This window comes from Photorhabdus heterorhabditis, from assembly GCF_018448905.1.
Classification (GTDB): domain Bacteria; phylum Pseudomonadota; class Gammaproteobacteria; order Enterobacterales; family Enterobacteriaceae; genus Photorhabdus; species Photorhabdus heterorhabditis.
In genome coordinates, this window is the sequence record NZ_RCWA01000049.1 from 1 (window position 1) to 18159 (window position 18159).

The following is an 18159-nucleotide window of genomic DNA, read 5'->3' on the forward strand; positions in this document are numbered from 1 at the left end:
AACGACTTCTGGTCGAACATCAATACTGACCCGATTTTTAATTTTGCCTCTTTTTTCATAGCGACCATAGCGTTTACGATAGGGTTTTCTGGCAATTCGCAGATGTTGCCATAAATCACCCCCCTCTATTTTATCTTGATAAATCAGTCTATAAATTGTCTCATGATGCAAAAATATCCCTTTATGCCGCTTCAAATAATCAACCACCTGTTCAGGACTCAAATCTTGCCAAATTAACCGTTTTATCCATTTTTTGACTTCCGGCGTTATTTTTACGGCTTTTTTAGCAAAATGACGACGAGCTAATCCCTTCAAATGAGCCTGTTCAGGACAATAGGTTTGAACTTCTTGATTTCTTTTCAATTCTCTGCTGATGGTCGACGGGCTTCGCTTAAGTGACTCAGCAATGAAACGCTGTGAAAAACCGGCTTTTTTTAAACTGGAAATCTGGTATCTTTCTGTTTCGGTCAGTTGTATATAGGTCATTGTGCATTTTCCTGTGGCGGGAAAGATGCCTACTATAGCAACTGACCGCCCTTCTGAAAAATTGCACTTATTAGTCGAATCCGCCTGTATTTAATGGTTTTTTCAGAAAAATCAAATAGCTTAGAAAAAATTAACTGCCAGAGACAAACGACTAATCCAACTATGGTAAAGAATAATCCTACATAATCATTGAAGAGATTATTGATTCTATTTGACAAGGTAGTTGCAGTTATAAATACGCCCATCAATGAAAAGGAGAAAAATGAACTAAAAAGCAGAAATAAAAATGAAGGTGAGCTCAAATTTTTAGGTCTAATTATACTATTCTGAATTTTAATATTTTTACTTTTTTCCCTCCATGTAAAGAAGCATATAAACGCAAAAAATAAGCTCATAATTATAATAGTGGCAAAGAAAATATTCTTATAATTATTATTAGCAAAATATGCTCCAGCTATAGGTGCCAATACAATGGCAGCATTCTGTGAGAATGAATAATTGTAGAATGCTTTCTTTAATTTTCTTTTAGGTATTATTTCAGACAAGATATCACGAGTAAACGGTTTTGCAATTGCTTTTGATATTGCTAATGTTGAAAAAAATAATAGCCAAGAATAGAATCCAGAGAATAGTATTAGAAATGAGAAAGAAATAGCTCTTAATAGGCAGGATATTAAGAATATCCATCCTTTACTGAGTTTGTTTAGTTTATTTGTAATTGTCAGCATTAAGATACATTCAAGTATAACAGCGAATGAAAACATTCCTGATATTGCTTTTGCTGATAGATTTCTCTCTGAAGAAAGAATGGGCAATGAACAAAAAAAAGCAAACTCAAAGAAAAATACTAAAGCATATAGTGTAACTATTTTATACTTTAACATAATTTGTCTTTTATATAAGAAGATATGTTGCCAAATACTTTCAAAGCAATGTTCTCTGGAAGCTTTGTTAATCCAGTTTCTGCCGTACACATTTCATTGAAGTAGAATTGATTTTCTTTAACTAACCAATCAATAGAAATTATATCAGCTCCAGAGTTATTCATGATAATTTCACTGTTCCTGATTATTTCTTTGGATATTGATTCCCTAAAGTCTTTGAAAAAAGTTTTATTGAATGTTCTTTTTTCATAAATTACCTGTTTTCCTCCAAATGCAGTATTTCCAAGATATCCATTTTCTACAGGAGATCGGGTTTTTATAAAAATTAATTCTTTTTTGAGAAAGAACAATCTTACATCAATAACACCTTCAATATAAGGCGTAATATTATAAATAAGATTAGATGTTGAAATAAGTTCTGCGGTGCTAATACTTTGTTGGAAAGTATCTGATTTTATAATACCGAATCCCATTCCTGAACCATTTGGTTTTAACATTAACGGGTGATTATTGTTTTTCGAGAAATCACCCATCATGTGTGAAAATTTACAACCGTAACCTAGCAGACTTAGAGGTAGTGTAGGGACACTTAATTGATGAACAAATAGATGTTGTGCTGATTTATCCCATTCCATATCGTCAATATCTGCTATTTTTTGGTTTAAAATCAAAGCATTTCTTGATTGTTTTATTAATCTTTTTAACGTTAAGGAAAAATTTAAACCTTGGCTATTTAGGTTTGGTGGGGATATTATAAATGCCGTCTTCCCATCAATTAGATTATTACCATTGAGATATAAACCCAGATCATCTTCTATTTTAACATCTATGTGTTTCATAGATATAAAGCTAAAATCTATATCAAAAATCTTAAACCATGTTTTATATTCATTATATGTATTTTCCAAGGATTTTGGGTTTATATAATCATCTTTTGGAACAATCCAAAATAATTTATAATTCATTGTTTGCCTCCAATATAATAATTGATTTTGATACGCTCATGTTCTCAGTTTTTTTTATAACTAATCCTGCCTGATTGGCTAAATGTTCAAATTCAGATAAATAACGCTCTTGTCCTAAAAATAGAATGTCCATTAATATATCCAGAGATTTTCCTATTGGACTTTGTGGTGTTTTTATTGAGTCTATTAATAATAGAGTTGATCTTTTATCCATAACTTTCCGACAGTTTTTTAATATTAATATTGCATCATTATCAGGCCAATCATGAATTATATTTTTCAGAATATATAGGTCATAACCAGATGGAATGGATTTTAAAAAGTCTCCACTTATAAAATTTATGTTTTCCGATGCGGGAATTTCTTTATATTTGTCTAATACAGCATAATGTTTTCCTATTACTTTTTTACTAATTCCTTTTAAAAGATTTCCTTTTCCTCCTCCAATATCTAGTATTCTGTTGTTTTTATTAAAATCATAAATATCAACTAATTCATGAATTATTTCATCTGTGATTCTTGACATTAGAGTGTCGAAATTTGATTTGAGCAATTCATTATTTTCTAGGTATTCAAAGAATGATTGATCATGTGTTTTCTCAAATGCTGACTTTCCATCATTTTTAAGTAAAGAGTTTGAGTACATTAGCCATGACTTCCAGTAGGCTGAACCAAGTTCACATTTTATCCACAATGATTCTAGACTTTCAGGATCAGCAAGTGAACGGCATGCATCAGAAAGTTTGACTCCAAGGCTGCTATTAACCAATACCCCTATTTCAATCAAAAAATCACATAATCGACTGAGACGAGATCTATCAATACCATATTTGTAGGAAAGTTCACTTATACTTATATAAGTATTATCTTTAAAATTAAAAGATAGACCCGTATCAACAAAGGCGTAAATTGCCGCTGATTTTCTATATGATGTAATTAATTCAGTTATCAAAAATATATCCTTTATTGTATTAGTTCATTAATTTCGTAACATAAATTTTTTATTTGTTCCTCTAAATGTGATGATGAGATTGCAATTCGTAGAATACTTTTATTCTTTGGAACAGTGGGGTACATTGCTGCTGTTGTTAAAAATCCTTTTTCCCTAAGTATACCAGAAATATTTATTGCTAAATATTCATCACCAATAAGTATAGTTCGTATAGGGCTGTGCTTTTCTTTTGAACTAATTTTACTTGCTATTAATTCATCAAACAATGTTACATTGATCCACAGTTTATCTTGTAACTCATAAATTTCATTGGAAAGATGTATTTGGGCTGATTCAACACATGCAGCTATGCCAGGTAAAGATGGGGGGCCGCTGAAAATATAACTGTGAGAATATTTTTTCGCAAACTCCATTGCCTTACTATTATGGAATGACACACAACCACCGTGTGCACCAAATGCTTTTGATAAGGAAGAAACCAATATTAAGGTTGAAGGAAAACATTCAAGATAATGAAGAGCGTAACCACAACCATTTTCTCCTATGATTGATGTGCCATGTGCATCGTCTATGTATATACCCGTCATCTTTCAAGTTGCTTCTTTGTTGGCTGCACTCACTCACCCCGGTCACATAGTTATCTATGCTCCCGGGGATTCGCTCCCTTGCCGCCGCGATGCATCTTGAAATCCATAGGGTATATATAACCATTATATTTCTCGGCTAATTGGCTAATGGTTTTTATTGGGGATGCCCCTCCCATAGAACCTAAACTGTCAGATATAAAAATGGGTGTTTTTCTTTCAGCGGAGCTTTGCTTGGCTTCTATTTCTATATCAGAGATATTTGAAAAATCAATTCTTTTAATAACGCCAAATTGATTCATTATTCCCTGAAGAATTTGTATAGATGCATGAGATGTTTTGTCTAAAATCCAAACAATTCCACTATCACTAATTGGATATCCAGGCAACATTCCTGAACCTAATAAGGGTAAAATACCTAAATGTCCAGCACCAACTGAGTTGAATGTAATTGTGAATGAATTTTTGAATATCAGGTTAAGGAGTTCATCTAATTCATCGAAAATGCTACATTTTGCTCTTGTTCTTGCTGCTGAATATTGTACTCCATATAGGTCTATCGCTGATTTTGCTGCATCAGAAAGACGTTTATTACTTTCAAGCCCTAAATATGAGCACGACATAAAATCTACATAATATTTTTTACCTTTAGTAACGATAATACGATTATCTTTTCTTGAGATGATAGATAAATCATTTATGCCTTTTCCCCATATTTTTTCTTGATGAGGTAGCGAGTGCATAATTTTATTTGCTTGCCAGTTTTTAAATTGGCTTTTATTATTCATAACCCATTTCCCCTGTGTAATGCAATATGTCAGTGTTTTATAATTATACAATCTACAATTACATTAATCTGAATGGTGAGTCAATAATATATTCTTGAAATGATGCATTGATCACTATAATAATATAATTTTAAGTGGATTGTTAGTAATTAAAATATTCACCAAAGGTTATTTCTAAAATAATTAATTTACAGAGAAACGTAACATTATCATTTAAGTTAATGTCCTAGCCGTATACGCCATGGATTTGCTTTTTATGATGTTCAGGATATTGAAGAATATCATGGTTTAAAGCTTTATTTTTTAAAATGTTTCTGTTTAAAGGGATAAGTGTAAATATAGCATTGGACTATTGTTCTAATAGGACTTATTCGAGATGGTTAATTCACATGTATGATTATTCAACACCTAATATTTGGAGATAGTTATTTATGTGTTCTTCCCTATTGTCTGATTATGAGTTTTCTGGCCTGCTCTACGGTATTGTGCTTTTTATTATGAAATTTCAATAAAAATTTTGATCATTAAACTTATTATTATTTTTAACTAAAATTAAATTTGGCATCAAATTCTGATGCCAATTTCTATATCTGTTACGTATATTTCTCCAAGATATAATATCCATATCGTTATTTTTCAAGGTACCTCTTTGTTGGCTGCGTTCACTTACCGCTGCGATACCTTTTGAAATCCATTGGGTATCATTTATTTTATGTTTAGTTCTATAATTGAATACTCTTCATTTATATCTTTAGTGTCTTTAATGGCAAGCCCGGCCTGATTAGCCAAGTATTCGATTTCTTCCAGGTAACGTTCTTTTCCTAAAAATAATGTATCCATTAATATGTCTAAAGAGATGATCATTTTAGATTGTGGTTTTTTTATGAAGCTTATCAATAAAACAGTGGCACCAGTATTCATTGCCTTTCGGCAGTTTTCTAAAATTAATATCGAATCATTATCGGACCAATCATGGATAATGTTCTTTAAAATATATAAATCATAACTCGATGGAATTGATTTTAGAAAATCTCCATTTATAAAGTCTATATTTTCTGAAACAGGAATTTCATTATATCTGTCTAATACAGCGTAATGTTTTCCTTTTACTTTTTCACTAATTTTTACCAGAAGATTTCCTTCTCCACCTCCAACGTCTAATATTCTGTTGTGTTCACTAAAATCATAAATATCAAGTAATTTTTCAACTATTTTGTCTGAGGTTTTTGACATTGAAGAGTCAAAATTTGATTTGAGAAATTTGTGACTATTTAAATGTTCGAAGAATGGTTTCCCATGTGTTATTTCAAATGCTGATTTACCTTTGTTCTCAAGTAAGGATTTTGGATACATTGACCAAGCGTTCCAGCAATCTGAGCTAAGCTCCCACTTTAGCATTAATGACTCCATACTTTCAGGATCTGCAAGTGCACTGCATTCATCAGAAAGAGCAACTTCACGGTTGTTACTGACTAATACCTCTATTTCAATTAAGAAATCACATAATCGGCTAAGGCGAGAATGATCAATATTACATTTTCGGGAAAGTTCGTCTATATCTACATAGGCTCCATTTTTAAAGTGAACAGATAAACCTGTATCAACGAAAGCATAGATTGCGGCTGATTTTCTATATGATGTAATAAGTTCGTTTAACATTAAATTATCCTTTATTCTTATAAAGAAATGAGGAATTTCCTCTAAATTACAGGTAATACTTCTGGATATTGTGACAACATGTTTTTACAAAAATGTAATTATTAAATTTGATATCTTTTGTTAATTATATAATAAAGATTAAATTCTCCTTTGGTAATTGTTTGGTCCATCTTAATGATGGATTTATAGAAGTAAACGATTAACTGTCAGACTATATCAAGTTTGATAGAAATAAATGAGTAAGATCACAGTTAACTACTTTTCAGGACTTTTGAAAGTTAAATAAGATAAAATAACTTGGTGTATTTTATCTGTTTGAAACTGTCAGAGTGCTTTTTTCTCCGATATGAAATAATACATGGCATCAGATATCTCGATGCCATGTTTTAAATATATGTTTCTCTATGTTGGAATATTCATAGGGCTATCTGGGTGAATAATATTTAATTTCTATAATTTATTTTACCCCTAGTTTAATAAATGAAAATGATTCATCTATATCTTCGGTTTCTTGAATGATGAGTCCTGCTTGGTCAGCCAAATATTCGAACTCAGTCAAATAACGTTCTTTCCCTAAAAGTATCACATCCATGAATATATCCATAGACTTAGCTATATTCGCTATAGAGGACTGTGGTTTTTTCATTATGGTGATCAATAAGAGAGTGGCGTTATCATCCATCGCTTTCCGGCAATTCTTCAAAATTAATATTGAGTCATCATCAGACCAATTATGGATGACATTCTTTAAAATATAGAGATCATAACCTGATGGAACTGATTTCAGGAAATCTCCATTTATAAAATCCATATCTTCTGAAATAGGTATTTCATTATATCTGTCTAATACGGTGTAATGTTTTCCTTTTACCTTTTCATTGATTTTTACCAGAAGATTTCCTTCTCCTCCGCCAAGATCTAATATTTTGTTATGTTTGCTGAAATCATAAATTTCAAGTAACTTTTTAGCTAATTTGTCCGAGTTTCTTGACATTAAAGAATCAAAATTTGATTTTATTAATTTATTATTGTCCAAATACTCGAAGAATGGCTTGCCATGTGCTATTTCTAATGCTGACTTGTTATCATTTTTCAGTAAGGATTCTGGATACGCTAACCAAGAATTCCAGTTATATGAGCTAATTTCATGTTTTACTAATAATGATTCTAGACTATTAGGATCTGCAAGTGCACTGCATTCATCAGAAAGGGCAACTCCATGGTTGTTGCTAACCAATACCCCAATTTCAATTAAAAAATCACATAATCGGCTAAGGCGAGAGTTATCAATACCGCATTTATGGGAAAGTTCACCTATATCTACATAGATCCCATCTTTAAGATGAACAGATAATCCTGTATTAACAAGAGCATAGATTGCTGCTGATTTTCTATATGATCTAATAAGTTCGGTTAGCATTGAGTTATCCTTTATGATTATAAAGAAATGAGTGTTTTCTGTAAATTACAGAGTGTTATTGAATATCTTGATAAAATATTTCGACCAAAATGTAATTGTTAGTTTTAATATATTTTCCCAGTTAGGTAATGAAGCTTATTTTCTCCTTTGGCAATGACTTGGTTAACCTGGATGATGAACTTCTATAAGTAAACTATCAACTGGTAGACTATATTAAATTCAATAAAAAGAAATGATGAAGATCACAGTTAACTATTTTTGAAAATTAAATGAAATAATATGGCGTAGTAAAATGTTTTTTAAGAAAATTATTTATGAAAAAATGAATAATGATAAATCCTGGGAAATTACAGGTATTTATTGAATATGCTCACTACCATCCAGCACATAATTTTCAGTATTTTAACCTAAATTCGCACTGTAATTTCTATATTCTCCCTGTGGCTCAGAGTCCACTTTTGATCTATGCTGAACGCTAAAAATAGGCTTAGGATTATTATTAACCGGAAAGCCGTATATACCCAATGGATTTCAAGATGGATCGCGACGGCAAGGGAGTGAATCCCCGGGAGCAGAGATAACTCTGTGATCGGGGTGAGCGAGTGCAGCCAACAAAGAGGCAACTTGAAAGATAACGGGTATAACAGATAACAGGAAGATAGAGCTTAATGAGTATTCGCATCGTTCCTAAAGAGCAATTGAGTAAAGAATGTGTCAATGAAAAAGCAGCAGATTATATCCCGCCACTGCTTTTTGTTAATCTGAAAAACCTCTATCAGCGTCGTGCTGAGCGTCTTAAACAACTGGCTGTAGATAATCCATTTGCAGACTATCTTAGCTTTGTAGCAGACGTAGTTCAGGCCCAGCAAAAAGCGTTACATGACAATCCCCTGAAAATAGAGATGGCAGATATTTTGGAAAAATCTGCTGCTGAGGGTAAACCGCCTCTGGATTGTAAAATATTCCCACGTACTGAGCACTGGCAAAAATTGCTTTACTCTTTGATAGCAGAATTACTGCCTGATGCTCCAGAACATATCAGCATAGTTTTGGATAATCTGGAAAAAGCGTCGGAGCAGGAATTGGAACAGATGGCTGATGCTTTGCTGAAAAATGAATTTAGTAAAGTCAGTCCTGAAAAAGCACTATTTATTTGGGCTGCCCTTTCCTTGTATTGGACACAAATGGCAAATCAAATCCCAGGAAAGGCGCGGGCAGAATATGGTGAACATCGTCAGTTCTGTCCTGTTTGTGGCAGTATGCCGGTTGCCAGTGTTGTGCAGATTGGAACCATTAATGGGCTGCGTTACCTGCATTGTAGTCTGTGTGAAAGTGAATGGCATGTGGTACGGGTGAAGTGCAGTAACTGTGAACAGACTCATGATCTCAATTATTGGTCGCTGAATAGTGAACAAACAGCAGTGAAAGCGGAAAGTTGTGGTGATTGTGGCAGTTATCTAAAAATCCTCTATCAGGAAAAAGATCCAAAAGTTGAGGCTATTGCTGATGATCTGGCTTCACTGATCCTTGATGCCAAAATGGAAGAGGAAGGTTTTGCCCGTAGTAGTATCAATCCATTTCTGTTCCCAAATGAGTAACGGCTAACTGACGGAATTGCTATGACACAAAACCAAAGTCCATTGTACAGCCAGCTTCCTGCTATTGATCGTTTGTTGCATGAGCCACAGATAGCCCTATTCGTGGAACAATATGGACAGACGCTGGTAACGGCAACATTAAGAAAAATGCAGCAACAGGCCAGAACAAATATCAGGCAGCATCAGGAACTGCCTGATTGGTGTGATAATTGGGCGGTGGCACTTGGTCAGCAATTGGAACAAAAACAAGCTTTGTCCTTAAAGCCGCTGTTTAATCTCAGTGGTACGGTACTTCATACCAACTTTGGCCGGGCATTAATGGCAGAGTCGGTTATTAAGGCGGTGACACAGGTGATGCGTTCACCGGTAACGCTGGAATATTCCCTCAATGGCGCTGGGCGTGGACACCGTGATCGTGCTTTGGCGAATTTATTGTGTGAATTAACCGGGGCGGAAGATGCCTGTATCGTTAATAATAATGCAGCGGCTGTGTTGTTATTGTTGGCAACTGTGGCATCCGGTAAGCAGGTTGTGGTTTCTCGTGGTGAGTTGGTGGAAATTGGTGGGGCATTCCGTATTCCTGATGTGATGGCTCAGGCAGGATGCCGATTGGTTGAAGTCGGTACCACTAATCGTACTCACCTGAAAGATTATCAACAGGCTATCAATGAAGAAACTGCTCTTTTGATGAAAGTTCATACGAGTAACTACAGCATTGAAGGTTTTACTGCCGAAGTTTCCGGCCATGAACTGGCGCAATTGGGGGTTAAATCTCGAATTCCTACTGCTATTGATTTAGGTAGTGGTTCCATGATCAATATGGCTCAATATGGATTGCCTGCTGAACCTTTGCCCCAGGACTATCTGAATCAGGGCATCGATCTGGTCACTTTTTCTGGGGATAAATTACTGGGGGGACCGCAGGCTGGAATTATCCTCGGTAAGCAACAATGGATAGACGCCATCCAGCGTCATCCACTGAAACGCGCTTTGCGGGCCGACAAAATGACTTTGGCTGCTTTGGAAGCTACATTGCGATTGTATCAATGCCCTGAACAACTTTGCTGCCAATTGCCAACGTTGCGTTTGTTAACCCGTTCACAGCAAGAAATGTATGATTTGGCACAACAGCTATTACCTCAGATTCAGGCATATTATGGTGACCAGTTTATTGTGCGTGATGAGCCATGCTATTCACAGATTGGCAGTGGTTCACTGCCGGTCGATCTGCTGCCTAGCTGGGCTTTGACTTTCACTGCCATTGGTGGTCAAGGTGGGACTTTGGAACAGTTGGCACAGCATTGGCGTGGATTGGCGAAACCGGTTATTGGCCGTATCTCTGAAGGGCGTTTATGGCTGGATTTACGTTGCCTTGAAGATGGAAGAGCGTTGTTGCAGGCACTATTACTTTAATTTTCTAGAACTGCCATAATTTTTTGGAACCACCATAATTTTCTGAAACTATATATGATTTTTGCCACCGCAGGTCATGTTGACCATGGTAAAACTACGCTGATTCAAGCTATTACCGGTGTTAATACGGCACATTTGCCGGAAGAGAAAAAACGAGGTATGACCATCGACTTGGGTTATGCCTATTGGCCGCAACCAGATGGGTCTTCGGTTGGTTTTGTTGATGTGCCCGGACATGAGAAATTTCTCGCTAATATGCTGGCAGGGATAGGGGGTATCGATCATGTTTTACTGGTGGTTGCCTGTGATGATGGGGTAATGGCTCAAACCAAAGAGCATTTGGCTATTTTGCGTTTGATTGGTTGCTCTGCAATCACAGCTGTGCTCACTAAGGCAGATCGGGTGGAATGGCAACGGGTGGTTGAGGTCTGCCAACAGATTGAACATGAGCTGACAACTCAGGGGTGGATCGGGTCTCCTCTGTTTGTAACGGTTGCCACTGATGAAGAGAGTATTGCCCCTTTGCGGCAGCATTTGTTGCAGTTACACCAGCAAAACAGACAACATGAAAAGTTAAATCAGCGTTTTCGTTTGGCGATAGATCGCGCTTTCAGTGTAAAAGGCACGGGTCTGGTAGTAACGGGAATGGCATTGGCTGGATGCGTCAGTGTAGGGGACATTCTCTGGCTGACGGGCAGTGATAAGCAAGTTAGAGTGCGTGGCCTGCATGCTCAGAATCAACAGACAGATACGGCTCAGGTCGGGCTGCGTATTGCACTGAATATTACCGGTGATATTAGTAAAGAGCAGGTTTCCCGTGGTGATTGGCTACTTTCTCAAAAGCCCGTTGAGAGTGTGGAGAAGGTGTTGGTAGAACTAGAAACTGATGAGCCTTTGCGAAATTGGCAATCTCTTCATATTCATCATGCTGCCAGCCATATCACTGGCCGGATTTCGTTACTAAATCAGCTTTCTGATCAGCTTCTGTTAGCTGAACTGGTATTTGATCGCCCATTATGGCTGGTTGAGAACGACCGATTGATATTGCGCGATATCGGTGCCAGAAGAACGCTTGCCGGAGCACGCGTGATAAACCTAAATTCTCCTCGTCGTGGTAAGCGTCAGACAGAGTTTTTGCATTGGCTCACTCTGCTTGCCAGAACATCGGATCATGCGGCTAATTTAGTACTCCATTTGTCACGGGGGGCACTTTCCGTTAACCATTTTTCTTGGGCGCGTCAGTTAACGGAAGAGACTTTCCATCAGTTAATCTCTGGTATGGATGTGATTATTGCTGGTGGTATGGTGTTATCACAGAGTCATGCTGAGTTGGCAGAACAGAAGCTATTGCAAGTTTTGGCTGAATATCATCAGCAACATGCTGATCAACTGGGTTTGGGAAGGGCCCGCTTAAAGCGAATGGCTTTGCCAACGTTGAATGAAGCGCTAGTTTATACTCTGATCGATGTATTGCTCGATAATGGGCGATTAGAACAAGCTCGAGGTTGGTTATATCTTCCTGAACATGGTTTGTCTTTCAGTGACGGGCAAGAAAAACTGTGGCAGCGAATAGCTCCTTATTTTTCAGATGATCCTTGGTGGGTACGTGACTTGGCTGCTGATTTAAAGGAAGAAGACGTGACAATTCGCAGTTTATTGAAAAAAGCAGCGCAATTGGGACATATTACGGCCATTGTTCCTGATCGCTATTATTGTAGCCAACGAATGCAGCAATTCGCGGAACTTATCCGGGAGTTTAATCAAAGTCATGGTGCGATCACTGCTGCTGATTTTCGTGATGAACTGGGTATTGGTCGTAAACTGGCTATTCAGATACTGGAATTCTTTGATCGCAGCGGTTTTACTCGTCGTCAGGCTGAATTACATATTCTCAGGGATCATGGATTGTTTTGATGGTTTTTTGTATTTAAAAAGTGGACAGGATCAGCAAAATTACAGTTTTGGTTCGCTTGATTTAACTTGCCTGTGTTATTTTTGCCAACTGTTACTAACATGGGTTTTCTATTGACTGGATTGAATACGATATGAAAAAGAAGATAATATCGAGTGTTTATCTGGGATTATTGTTTATTGCAACTTTAATACTGGTTTTTGAAAAAAGTGATAGTGATGATATTTACCCGGCATTGGTAGCTCTCGGTGTATTTGGAATAATATTTGGTATAGTGTTTTTTGCTTCGGCCAGGTTACTGTTTTCTGCTGCCTTTACCGGGACACTATTTATTATCTTTAAATTTCTTAATCAGATAAAAGTTCATTATTACAAAGAACAGCTCATGTTCTCTGACCTAAACCTGATGTTTGATCCTGCCAATCAGGAAACATTGCGGCACTATTGGTTAGCTGGCTTAGCCGTTGTTGCTATGTTTATTTGGTTGATTTTTAATATGATACTCAGTTGGAAAAAATCATCCCCTTTCCGTGGTTTCAAATGGCGAATTGCCAGCCTGGTGTTGATTGTGATCTGTGTATGGGAAGTGAGTGTTACCGCTAATGCGTTTAGAGAGCAGTGGGAATCTTCATTACCAAAAGGGCGTGGTACAGTCACCAATATGGTAATGTCAGCTAAAGATGCCAAATATCATGCTCCTCAGTTTGGGCAATCATCTGATTATTTCCTGCAACTGGCTAAAGGTGTCACGCTGCCTGTGCCGCAGTCGGAAATCAAACCAGATGTGGTGATGTTACTGCAGGAATCAACAGTGACTCCACATATCTATCAATTACCGGATGGTTCACGGCTACCTAATCTTTATATGTTCCAGCGGAATGCCGGGGTCAGTGCACAAAGCGCAATGAGGGTACAAACTTTTGGCGGTGGTACTTGGTTATCCGAATTCTCTGCTCTGACGGGTTTGAATACTGATGATTTTGGTTCACGCAAAAACGCTGTTTTTTATTTTATCGTCGATCACTTGAAATACAGTCTATTCCGCGAGATGAAACAAAATGGTTATTACACTGTTGTTCTGACACCATTTAATAAATCCTCTTATCATTCTGGTCATGCTTATCAGACACTGGGTGTTGATCGTATTATTCAACCGCAGGAATTAGGCTATCCTGCCAGCCTTGATGAAAATCTGTGGACTATCCCTACACAGAGTATGTTGAATTATGTGAAAGAAATCTTGGTACAGGAAACCGATAAGCCGCTGTTTATTTTTTCACTGACTATGTATGAACATGGCCCATATGATGAAGATCATTCTGATGATTACGGACTTTCCGGGCATGTGAGAGATTCACAGGCAGCTGGTAAGTTCAGCCACTATATGGAGAAAATCAAAGCCTCTGATCCGGCAATCAAAGATTTCAGCGAGTTTGTTGCTAAACGGGAAAAACCGACCATTTTCCTTTATTTCGGTGATCATCAGCCTAATATCAACTTAAATCAATACAATAGTGTATTTTCAAATCCGGGTTATATCACTCAGTTCACCATGCGGGATAATTTGAAACAGGGAGAACCGGTTCAGGCTGATGAGTTGACTGATATTTCATACCTTGGTGGAATGATTATGGAGAGAGCTAAGCTGAATGTTTCACCTTTTTATCGGGCGAATATGACGATGCGCCATCTCTGTCGAGGAGCGCTGGATGATTGTCAGGATAAAGAGCTGGTAGATAGTTACAAATACTATATTTATCATCAACTGAAAGTTGCTAATAAAAACTAAATCACAAAATAATAAGCGAGTGGGTGCCATATTTATATGGCACTTGCTATATTTTAAATGTCGGTAAACTTTCTCTAACCTTTTTTAATTATTTTTCAAGTACGCTTTCATCATTTTTTGTAACATAATAATAGAGATGATTATCCCCTCTATTATTAAATTGTTCGCATATTCAGTCAATAAAGCCATTCAATATCATTGATAATATTGAGAATTCAATATATTTAGTGCATATAAATATATAAATGAAATTTCAGTCTTACCAATGGATTTAGACTGGTATCACATAATTATACAGGCCGATTCTTATTTGGCCCCTGCTAATGTTAAAGTGTAAATATTTCTTATGTATTTTGTTCGGGAATTAAAGATGACTAAACCTGCATCAGATATCGTGTCTGGTTATTTATTTGGCTATGGTCAAGTATTCGGTGTGCCTTCTGAACTATGGGTTTTGCAATAAGTGGCAGCATTTTGGCTGGATAAGCTGAAAGAACTTTATGACTTTATTGGTGCCGGAATGGACATCATGGAGTCTGTTTCTTGTGCTCTGGTCATGGTGGATTTAGTTGATGGTTATCCGGTTCGGTGTGTGATTTTTTGCGCCAACCTCGGGGGAGATGCGGACGCCATCGGTACCATGGCTGGAGCCATTTCTGGCTGTGCGGTAAGCGATCTTTATCCACCGTAAACATGGGTTACCAAAAGTGGGTTTATTGATGGCCTGTAGGTGAGGATTACAGCCTCGGGTTATTCGTCTCTTTCTTCATTGCCGGGCTATGGCTTATGTTTAGCCAGAAAAAGGAGAGTCTGATGGGCGGGTTACTGCCGATTACTGTGATCGGTGCGGCTGCGGGAGATATTGTTCTCAGTTTACCAAAGCTTCCTCGCAGTGGTGAAGACCGGGAAGCGAGGGAAATTGAGCGGCAGATCGGCGGCTCAGGTTTTAACGTTGCCCGGGCTTTGGTTCGTCTGCAAATCCCTGTGATTAATGGTATTCCTGTCGGTAATGGATATTGGGGGGAGCAGGTAATTAAAGAGATGCAAGCTCTTGGGCTTAAGGTGACGTTAACCAACTCATATCTTGATAATGGTTGGTGTTTGGCAATGGTTGAGCTGGATGGTGAGAGGAGCTTTGTTTCTGTTAGTGGTTGTGAAGTTGACTGGAGTGCGGCAATGCTCTCCTCTATTGCTCTGCCGGAAAAGGGGTATCTCTATGCCAGTGGTTATGTCATGGCGGGTAAAACTACGGCGATTTTGTGTGACTGGTTACTGCTGTCACCTCTTGGCCAGACGTTGTTGCTGGATTTTGGTCCGCGTTTACCAGAGATAGATCCCGCCTTCATTGATGCATTACCTGCTGACCGAACTATTCTGACACTGAGCCGTGATGAGATTGCTATGTTGTGTGGAGCAGGCGATTCTGTCACTCAGGCTAGTTATTATTCGAGTAAAAGAAAAATCACGATTATCTGTCGGTTAGGTTCACAAGGGGCGTGGATATGCCTGCCTGACAGCGTCCCCGAGCATGTTCCCTCCTATAAGGTGAAAGTGGTAGATACTATCGGAGCCGGTGATGCTCATAGTAGTGGCATGCTGGCTGGTTTATCGCAGGGAATGTCTCTGAGAGATGCGGTTAAGCTTGGTAATCGTGTTGCTGCCATTGTTGTCAACCGTTCTGGTGCTGCTGGTGCACCAACTATAAAAGAGCTAGAGGAGTTTGTGTTTGAATAATTACTTTCAGACATTACATTTCTTAAATATTAAGGGGCGTCGCTAAAATGAGTGCAATACTTCCAGATTGGAAACAAAAAACAGCTTTATTTTTATCGGCTCAAACAATTTCTCTGCTGGGTTCTTCCATTGTCCAGTTCTCCATCGTCTGGTATATCACCTTAAGTACTTCATCAGGAGAAATGCTGGCTATTTCGGTACTCTGTGCATTTCTTCCACAGGTATTAATCTCTTTATTTGCGGGGGTTTGGGCTGATACTTACAACCGTAAGTTGCTCAGTATTGCCTCTGATGCGTTAATTGCATTAGTGACTCTTGGTTTGGCGATCTCTTTTATGCTCGGATTTAAGAGCATTGAATTGCTATTTGTGGCCCTGATTCTCCGTTCATTTTGTACGGGAATTCAGACTCCGGCAGTGAGTGCCATCATTCCACAACTGGTCCCGAAAGAAAAACTATTGCGGGTCAATGGTATTAATACTTCTCTGACTTCACTAATGATGTTGGCATCTCCTGCCATCAGTGGTTTTTTGTATTCTCAAACTTCGCTTGAAAATATTTTTTTAGTGGATGTGGTAACTGCCATTATTGGCATTAGTATTGTTGCATTTATTCCTATTCCTACAGTAGCTTCTGATTCCATGCCGGATAATAAATTTCAGGCGATTTTAGCTGGTTTTCGCTATCTGCGAGAGAATAAGATAATTAGAAATCTTTTGATTTTCCTGATTTGTGACTGCTTCCTGGTTAGTCCGGCTGCGTTTTTGACGCCGCTATTGGTTAACCGAACATTTGGTGAAGAATCATGGCGTTTAGCTATTAATGAAGTGACATTTAGTGCGGGAGCCGTTTTAGGCGGATTGCTGATTTCTTTCTTGAATGAATATAAAAATAAACTGCGTATAACGGCAGTAGCTTGCGCATTGTCTGGTATATTTACGATTGCTCTTGGCTATGCGTATTGGTTCCCGCTTTATCTGGCATTAAACGTCTTTTTGGGCATGATAATGCCTTGTTTTAACGCACCGATAGTAGCAACTTTTCAGGAAAAGGTTAAACCTGAGATGATGGGAAGGGTATTTAGTTTAGTCCAAATATCTATGTCCTGTTCTTTGCCATTAGGTATGGTGTTGTTTGGTCCGGTTGCTGATTATATTAGTGTTCAATCTCTTTTAATAATATGTGGTGGGTTGATATTATTGACTGGTGCACTGTTTTTTATGTTTAACGGAGAAGGCAATAGAGAAAGTAGCAGAGTCGTTTAGTCAGGCTAGTGTTGCCAAAGATATCGCATTATTCCGGTTGAATATGGTCAGTTATGCGATAAGCGCAGCGCCGTGAACCGGTTAGAATGTACTCTACTCGTTTAACTTGAGCTTGAAGTATCTCCTGAAAAACGTTCAACTCAGCGCGACAAAAACCCTGGCAGGTAGTAGCGGCAGCGCAAATAGGGCAATGGTTTTCTACCAGTAAAATGGTGCCGTCTTCGGTATGCGACCACTGAGCCATGTAACCTTCATGGCACCTTATGGCAACCAGACGCTCGACTCGTTCTTGTAGGTTAGCCGCCCCATTCATTGCCTGCTGGTAATTAATACGGGTTTCTTGCTCGCGGGTATCAATTAGCAAATCTATTGCTTTTTCACCCAACTGCTTACGGATGGTGTTTAATAATTGTACTGTCAGTTCAGCATGTGCATCTGGGAAATGCGCATGACCTGCGGCTGTTAAATGCCAAAGCTGGATTGGACGACCAACCCCTCGTGCTTCAGCGATAGCTTCCACGAGTCCTTCTTTAGCTAACTTCACAAATTGTTGCCGGGCGGCTTCTCCCGTTGTTCCCAGTATTTTTCCGGCATCGGAAGCCTGTTGAGGACCACGGGTTTTCAATAACATCAGTAATCTTTCACTAACGGACTGTGTAACTATTGTGCTATTTTCAAAGCTTTTGCTTGACATATTGCTTCGCCTCGTC

16 protein-coding genes are annotated in these 18159 nt (G+C 37.9%); 7 read left to right on the top strand and 9 right to left on the bottom strand.

The window, feature by feature from the left end; genetic code table 11:
* The 8 genes from EAE89_RS20175 to EAE89_RS20210 form a co-directional block, all read right to left on the bottom strand.
* A partial coding sequence (locus EAE89_RS20175) for an IS30 family transposase (protein ID WP_214086495.1) occupies positions 1 to 486 on the bottom strand: 486 nt, incomplete at its 3' end.
* A gap of 32 nt (positions 487 to 518) precedes the next feature.
* Complete coding sequence (locus EAE89_RS20180; protein WP_214086496.1) at positions 519 to 1370, bottom strand: MFS transporter; 852 nt, start codon at positions 1368 to 1370, stop codon at positions 519 to 521.
* Positions 1364 to 2335, bottom strand: coding sequence for an ATP-grasp domain-containing protein (locus EAE89_RS20185; RefSeq protein WP_214086497.1), 972 nt, complete (start codon positions 2333 to 2335; stop codon positions 1364 to 1366). The genes EAE89_RS20180 and EAE89_RS20185 overlap by 7 nt, the downstream gene beginning before the upstream one ends.
* Positions 2325 to 3287 carry a methyltransferase gene (locus EAE89_RS20190; RefSeq protein WP_054478656.1) on the bottom strand — a complete coding sequence of 321 codons (963 nt, stop codon included), beginning with the start codon at positions 3285 to 3287 and terminating at the stop codon, positions 2325 to 2327. The genes EAE89_RS20185 and EAE89_RS20190 overlap by 11 nt, the downstream gene beginning before the upstream one ends.
* Before the next feature lie 11 nt (positions 3288 to 3298).
* Positions 3299 to 3874, bottom strand: a complete 576-nt coding sequence (locus EAE89_RS20195; protein WP_054478658.1) for an aminotransferase class I/II-fold pyridoxal phosphate-dependent enzyme — start codon at positions 3872 to 3874, stop codon at positions 3299 to 3301.
* A 50-nt stretch (positions 3875 to 3924) separates the two neighbouring features.
* Positions 3925 to 4659, bottom strand: coding sequence for a PLP-dependent aminotransferase family protein (locus EAE89_RS20200; protein WP_054478661.1), 735 nt, complete (start codon positions 4657 to 4659; stop codon positions 3925 to 3927).
* 705 nt (positions 4660 to 5364) lie between these two features.
* Complete coding sequence (locus EAE89_RS20205; protein ID WP_214086498.1) at positions 5365 to 6318, bottom strand: methyltransferase; 954 nt, start codon at positions 6316 to 6318, stop codon at positions 5365 to 5367.
* Positions 6319 to 6775: 457 nt separating this feature from the next.
* On the bottom strand, positions 6776 to 7738 hold the full coding sequence (locus EAE89_RS20210) for a methyltransferase (protein WP_054478664.1): 963 nt from the start codon (positions 7736 to 7738) through the stop codon (positions 6776 to 6778).
* A gap of 668 nt (positions 7739 to 8406) precedes the next feature.
* Here EAE89_RS20210 and fdhE point away from each other — a divergent pair.
* The 7 genes from fdhE to EAE89_RS20245 all read left to right on the top strand — a co-directional run bounded on the left by fdhE (position 8407) and on the right by EAE89_RS20245 (position 17449).
* Positions 8407 to 9336, top strand: coding sequence for a formate dehydrogenase accessory protein FdhE (gene fdhE, locus EAE89_RS20215; protein ID WP_054478666.1), 930 nt, complete (start codon positions 8407 to 8409; stop codon positions 9334 to 9336).
* Positions 9337 to 9357: 21 nt separating this feature from the next.
* Positions 9358 to 10749, top strand: coding sequence for an L-seryl-tRNA(Sec) selenium transferase (gene selA, locus EAE89_RS20220; protein ID WP_054478668.1), 1392 nt, complete (start codon positions 9358 to 9360; stop codon positions 10747 to 10749).
* Between the two features lie 54 nt (positions 10750 to 10803).
* Positions 10804 to 12663, top strand: a complete 1860-nt coding sequence (gene selB / locus EAE89_RS20225; RefSeq protein WP_214086499.1) for a selenocysteine-specific translation elongation factor — start codon at positions 10804 to 10806, stop codon at positions 12661 to 12663.
* 131 nt (positions 12664 to 12794) lie between these two features.
* On the top strand, positions 12795 to 14450 hold the full coding sequence (locus EAE89_RS20230) for an LTA synthase family protein (protein ID WP_149617456.1): 1656 nt from the start codon (positions 12795 to 12797) through the stop codon (positions 14448 to 14450).
* 463 nt (positions 14451 to 14913) lie between these two features.
* On the top strand, positions 14914 to 15141 hold the full coding sequence (locus EAE89_RS20235) for an ADP-ribosylglycohydrolase family protein (RefSeq protein WP_054478674.1): 228 nt from the start codon (positions 14914 to 14916) through the stop codon (positions 15139 to 15141).
* Between the two features lie 122 nt (positions 15142 to 15263).
* The gene (locus EAE89_RS20240) at positions 15264 to 16184 is read left to right on the top strand and encodes a PfkB family carbohydrate kinase (RefSeq protein ID WP_149617457.1); all 921 of its coding nucleotides are present in this window, start codon (positions 15264 to 15266) and stop codon (positions 16182 to 16184) included.
* Between the two features lie 47 nt (positions 16185 to 16231).
* The gene (locus EAE89_RS20245) at positions 16232 to 17449 is read left to right on the top strand and encodes an MFS transporter (RefSeq protein WP_054478677.1); all 1218 of its coding nucleotides are present in this window, start codon (positions 16232 to 16234) and stop codon (positions 17447 to 17449) included.
* A 28-nt stretch (positions 17450 to 17477) separates the two neighbouring features.
* Here the strand turns inward: EAE89_RS20245 and EAE89_RS20250 are convergent, their stop codons facing one another.
* Positions 17478 to 18143 (bottom strand): helix-turn-helix transcriptional regulator, encoded by a 666-nt coding sequence (locus EAE89_RS20250; RefSeq protein ID WP_054478679.1) that lies wholly within the window; start codon positions 18141 to 18143, stop codon positions 17478 to 17480.
* Positions 18144 to 18159 lie beyond the last annotated feature (16 nt).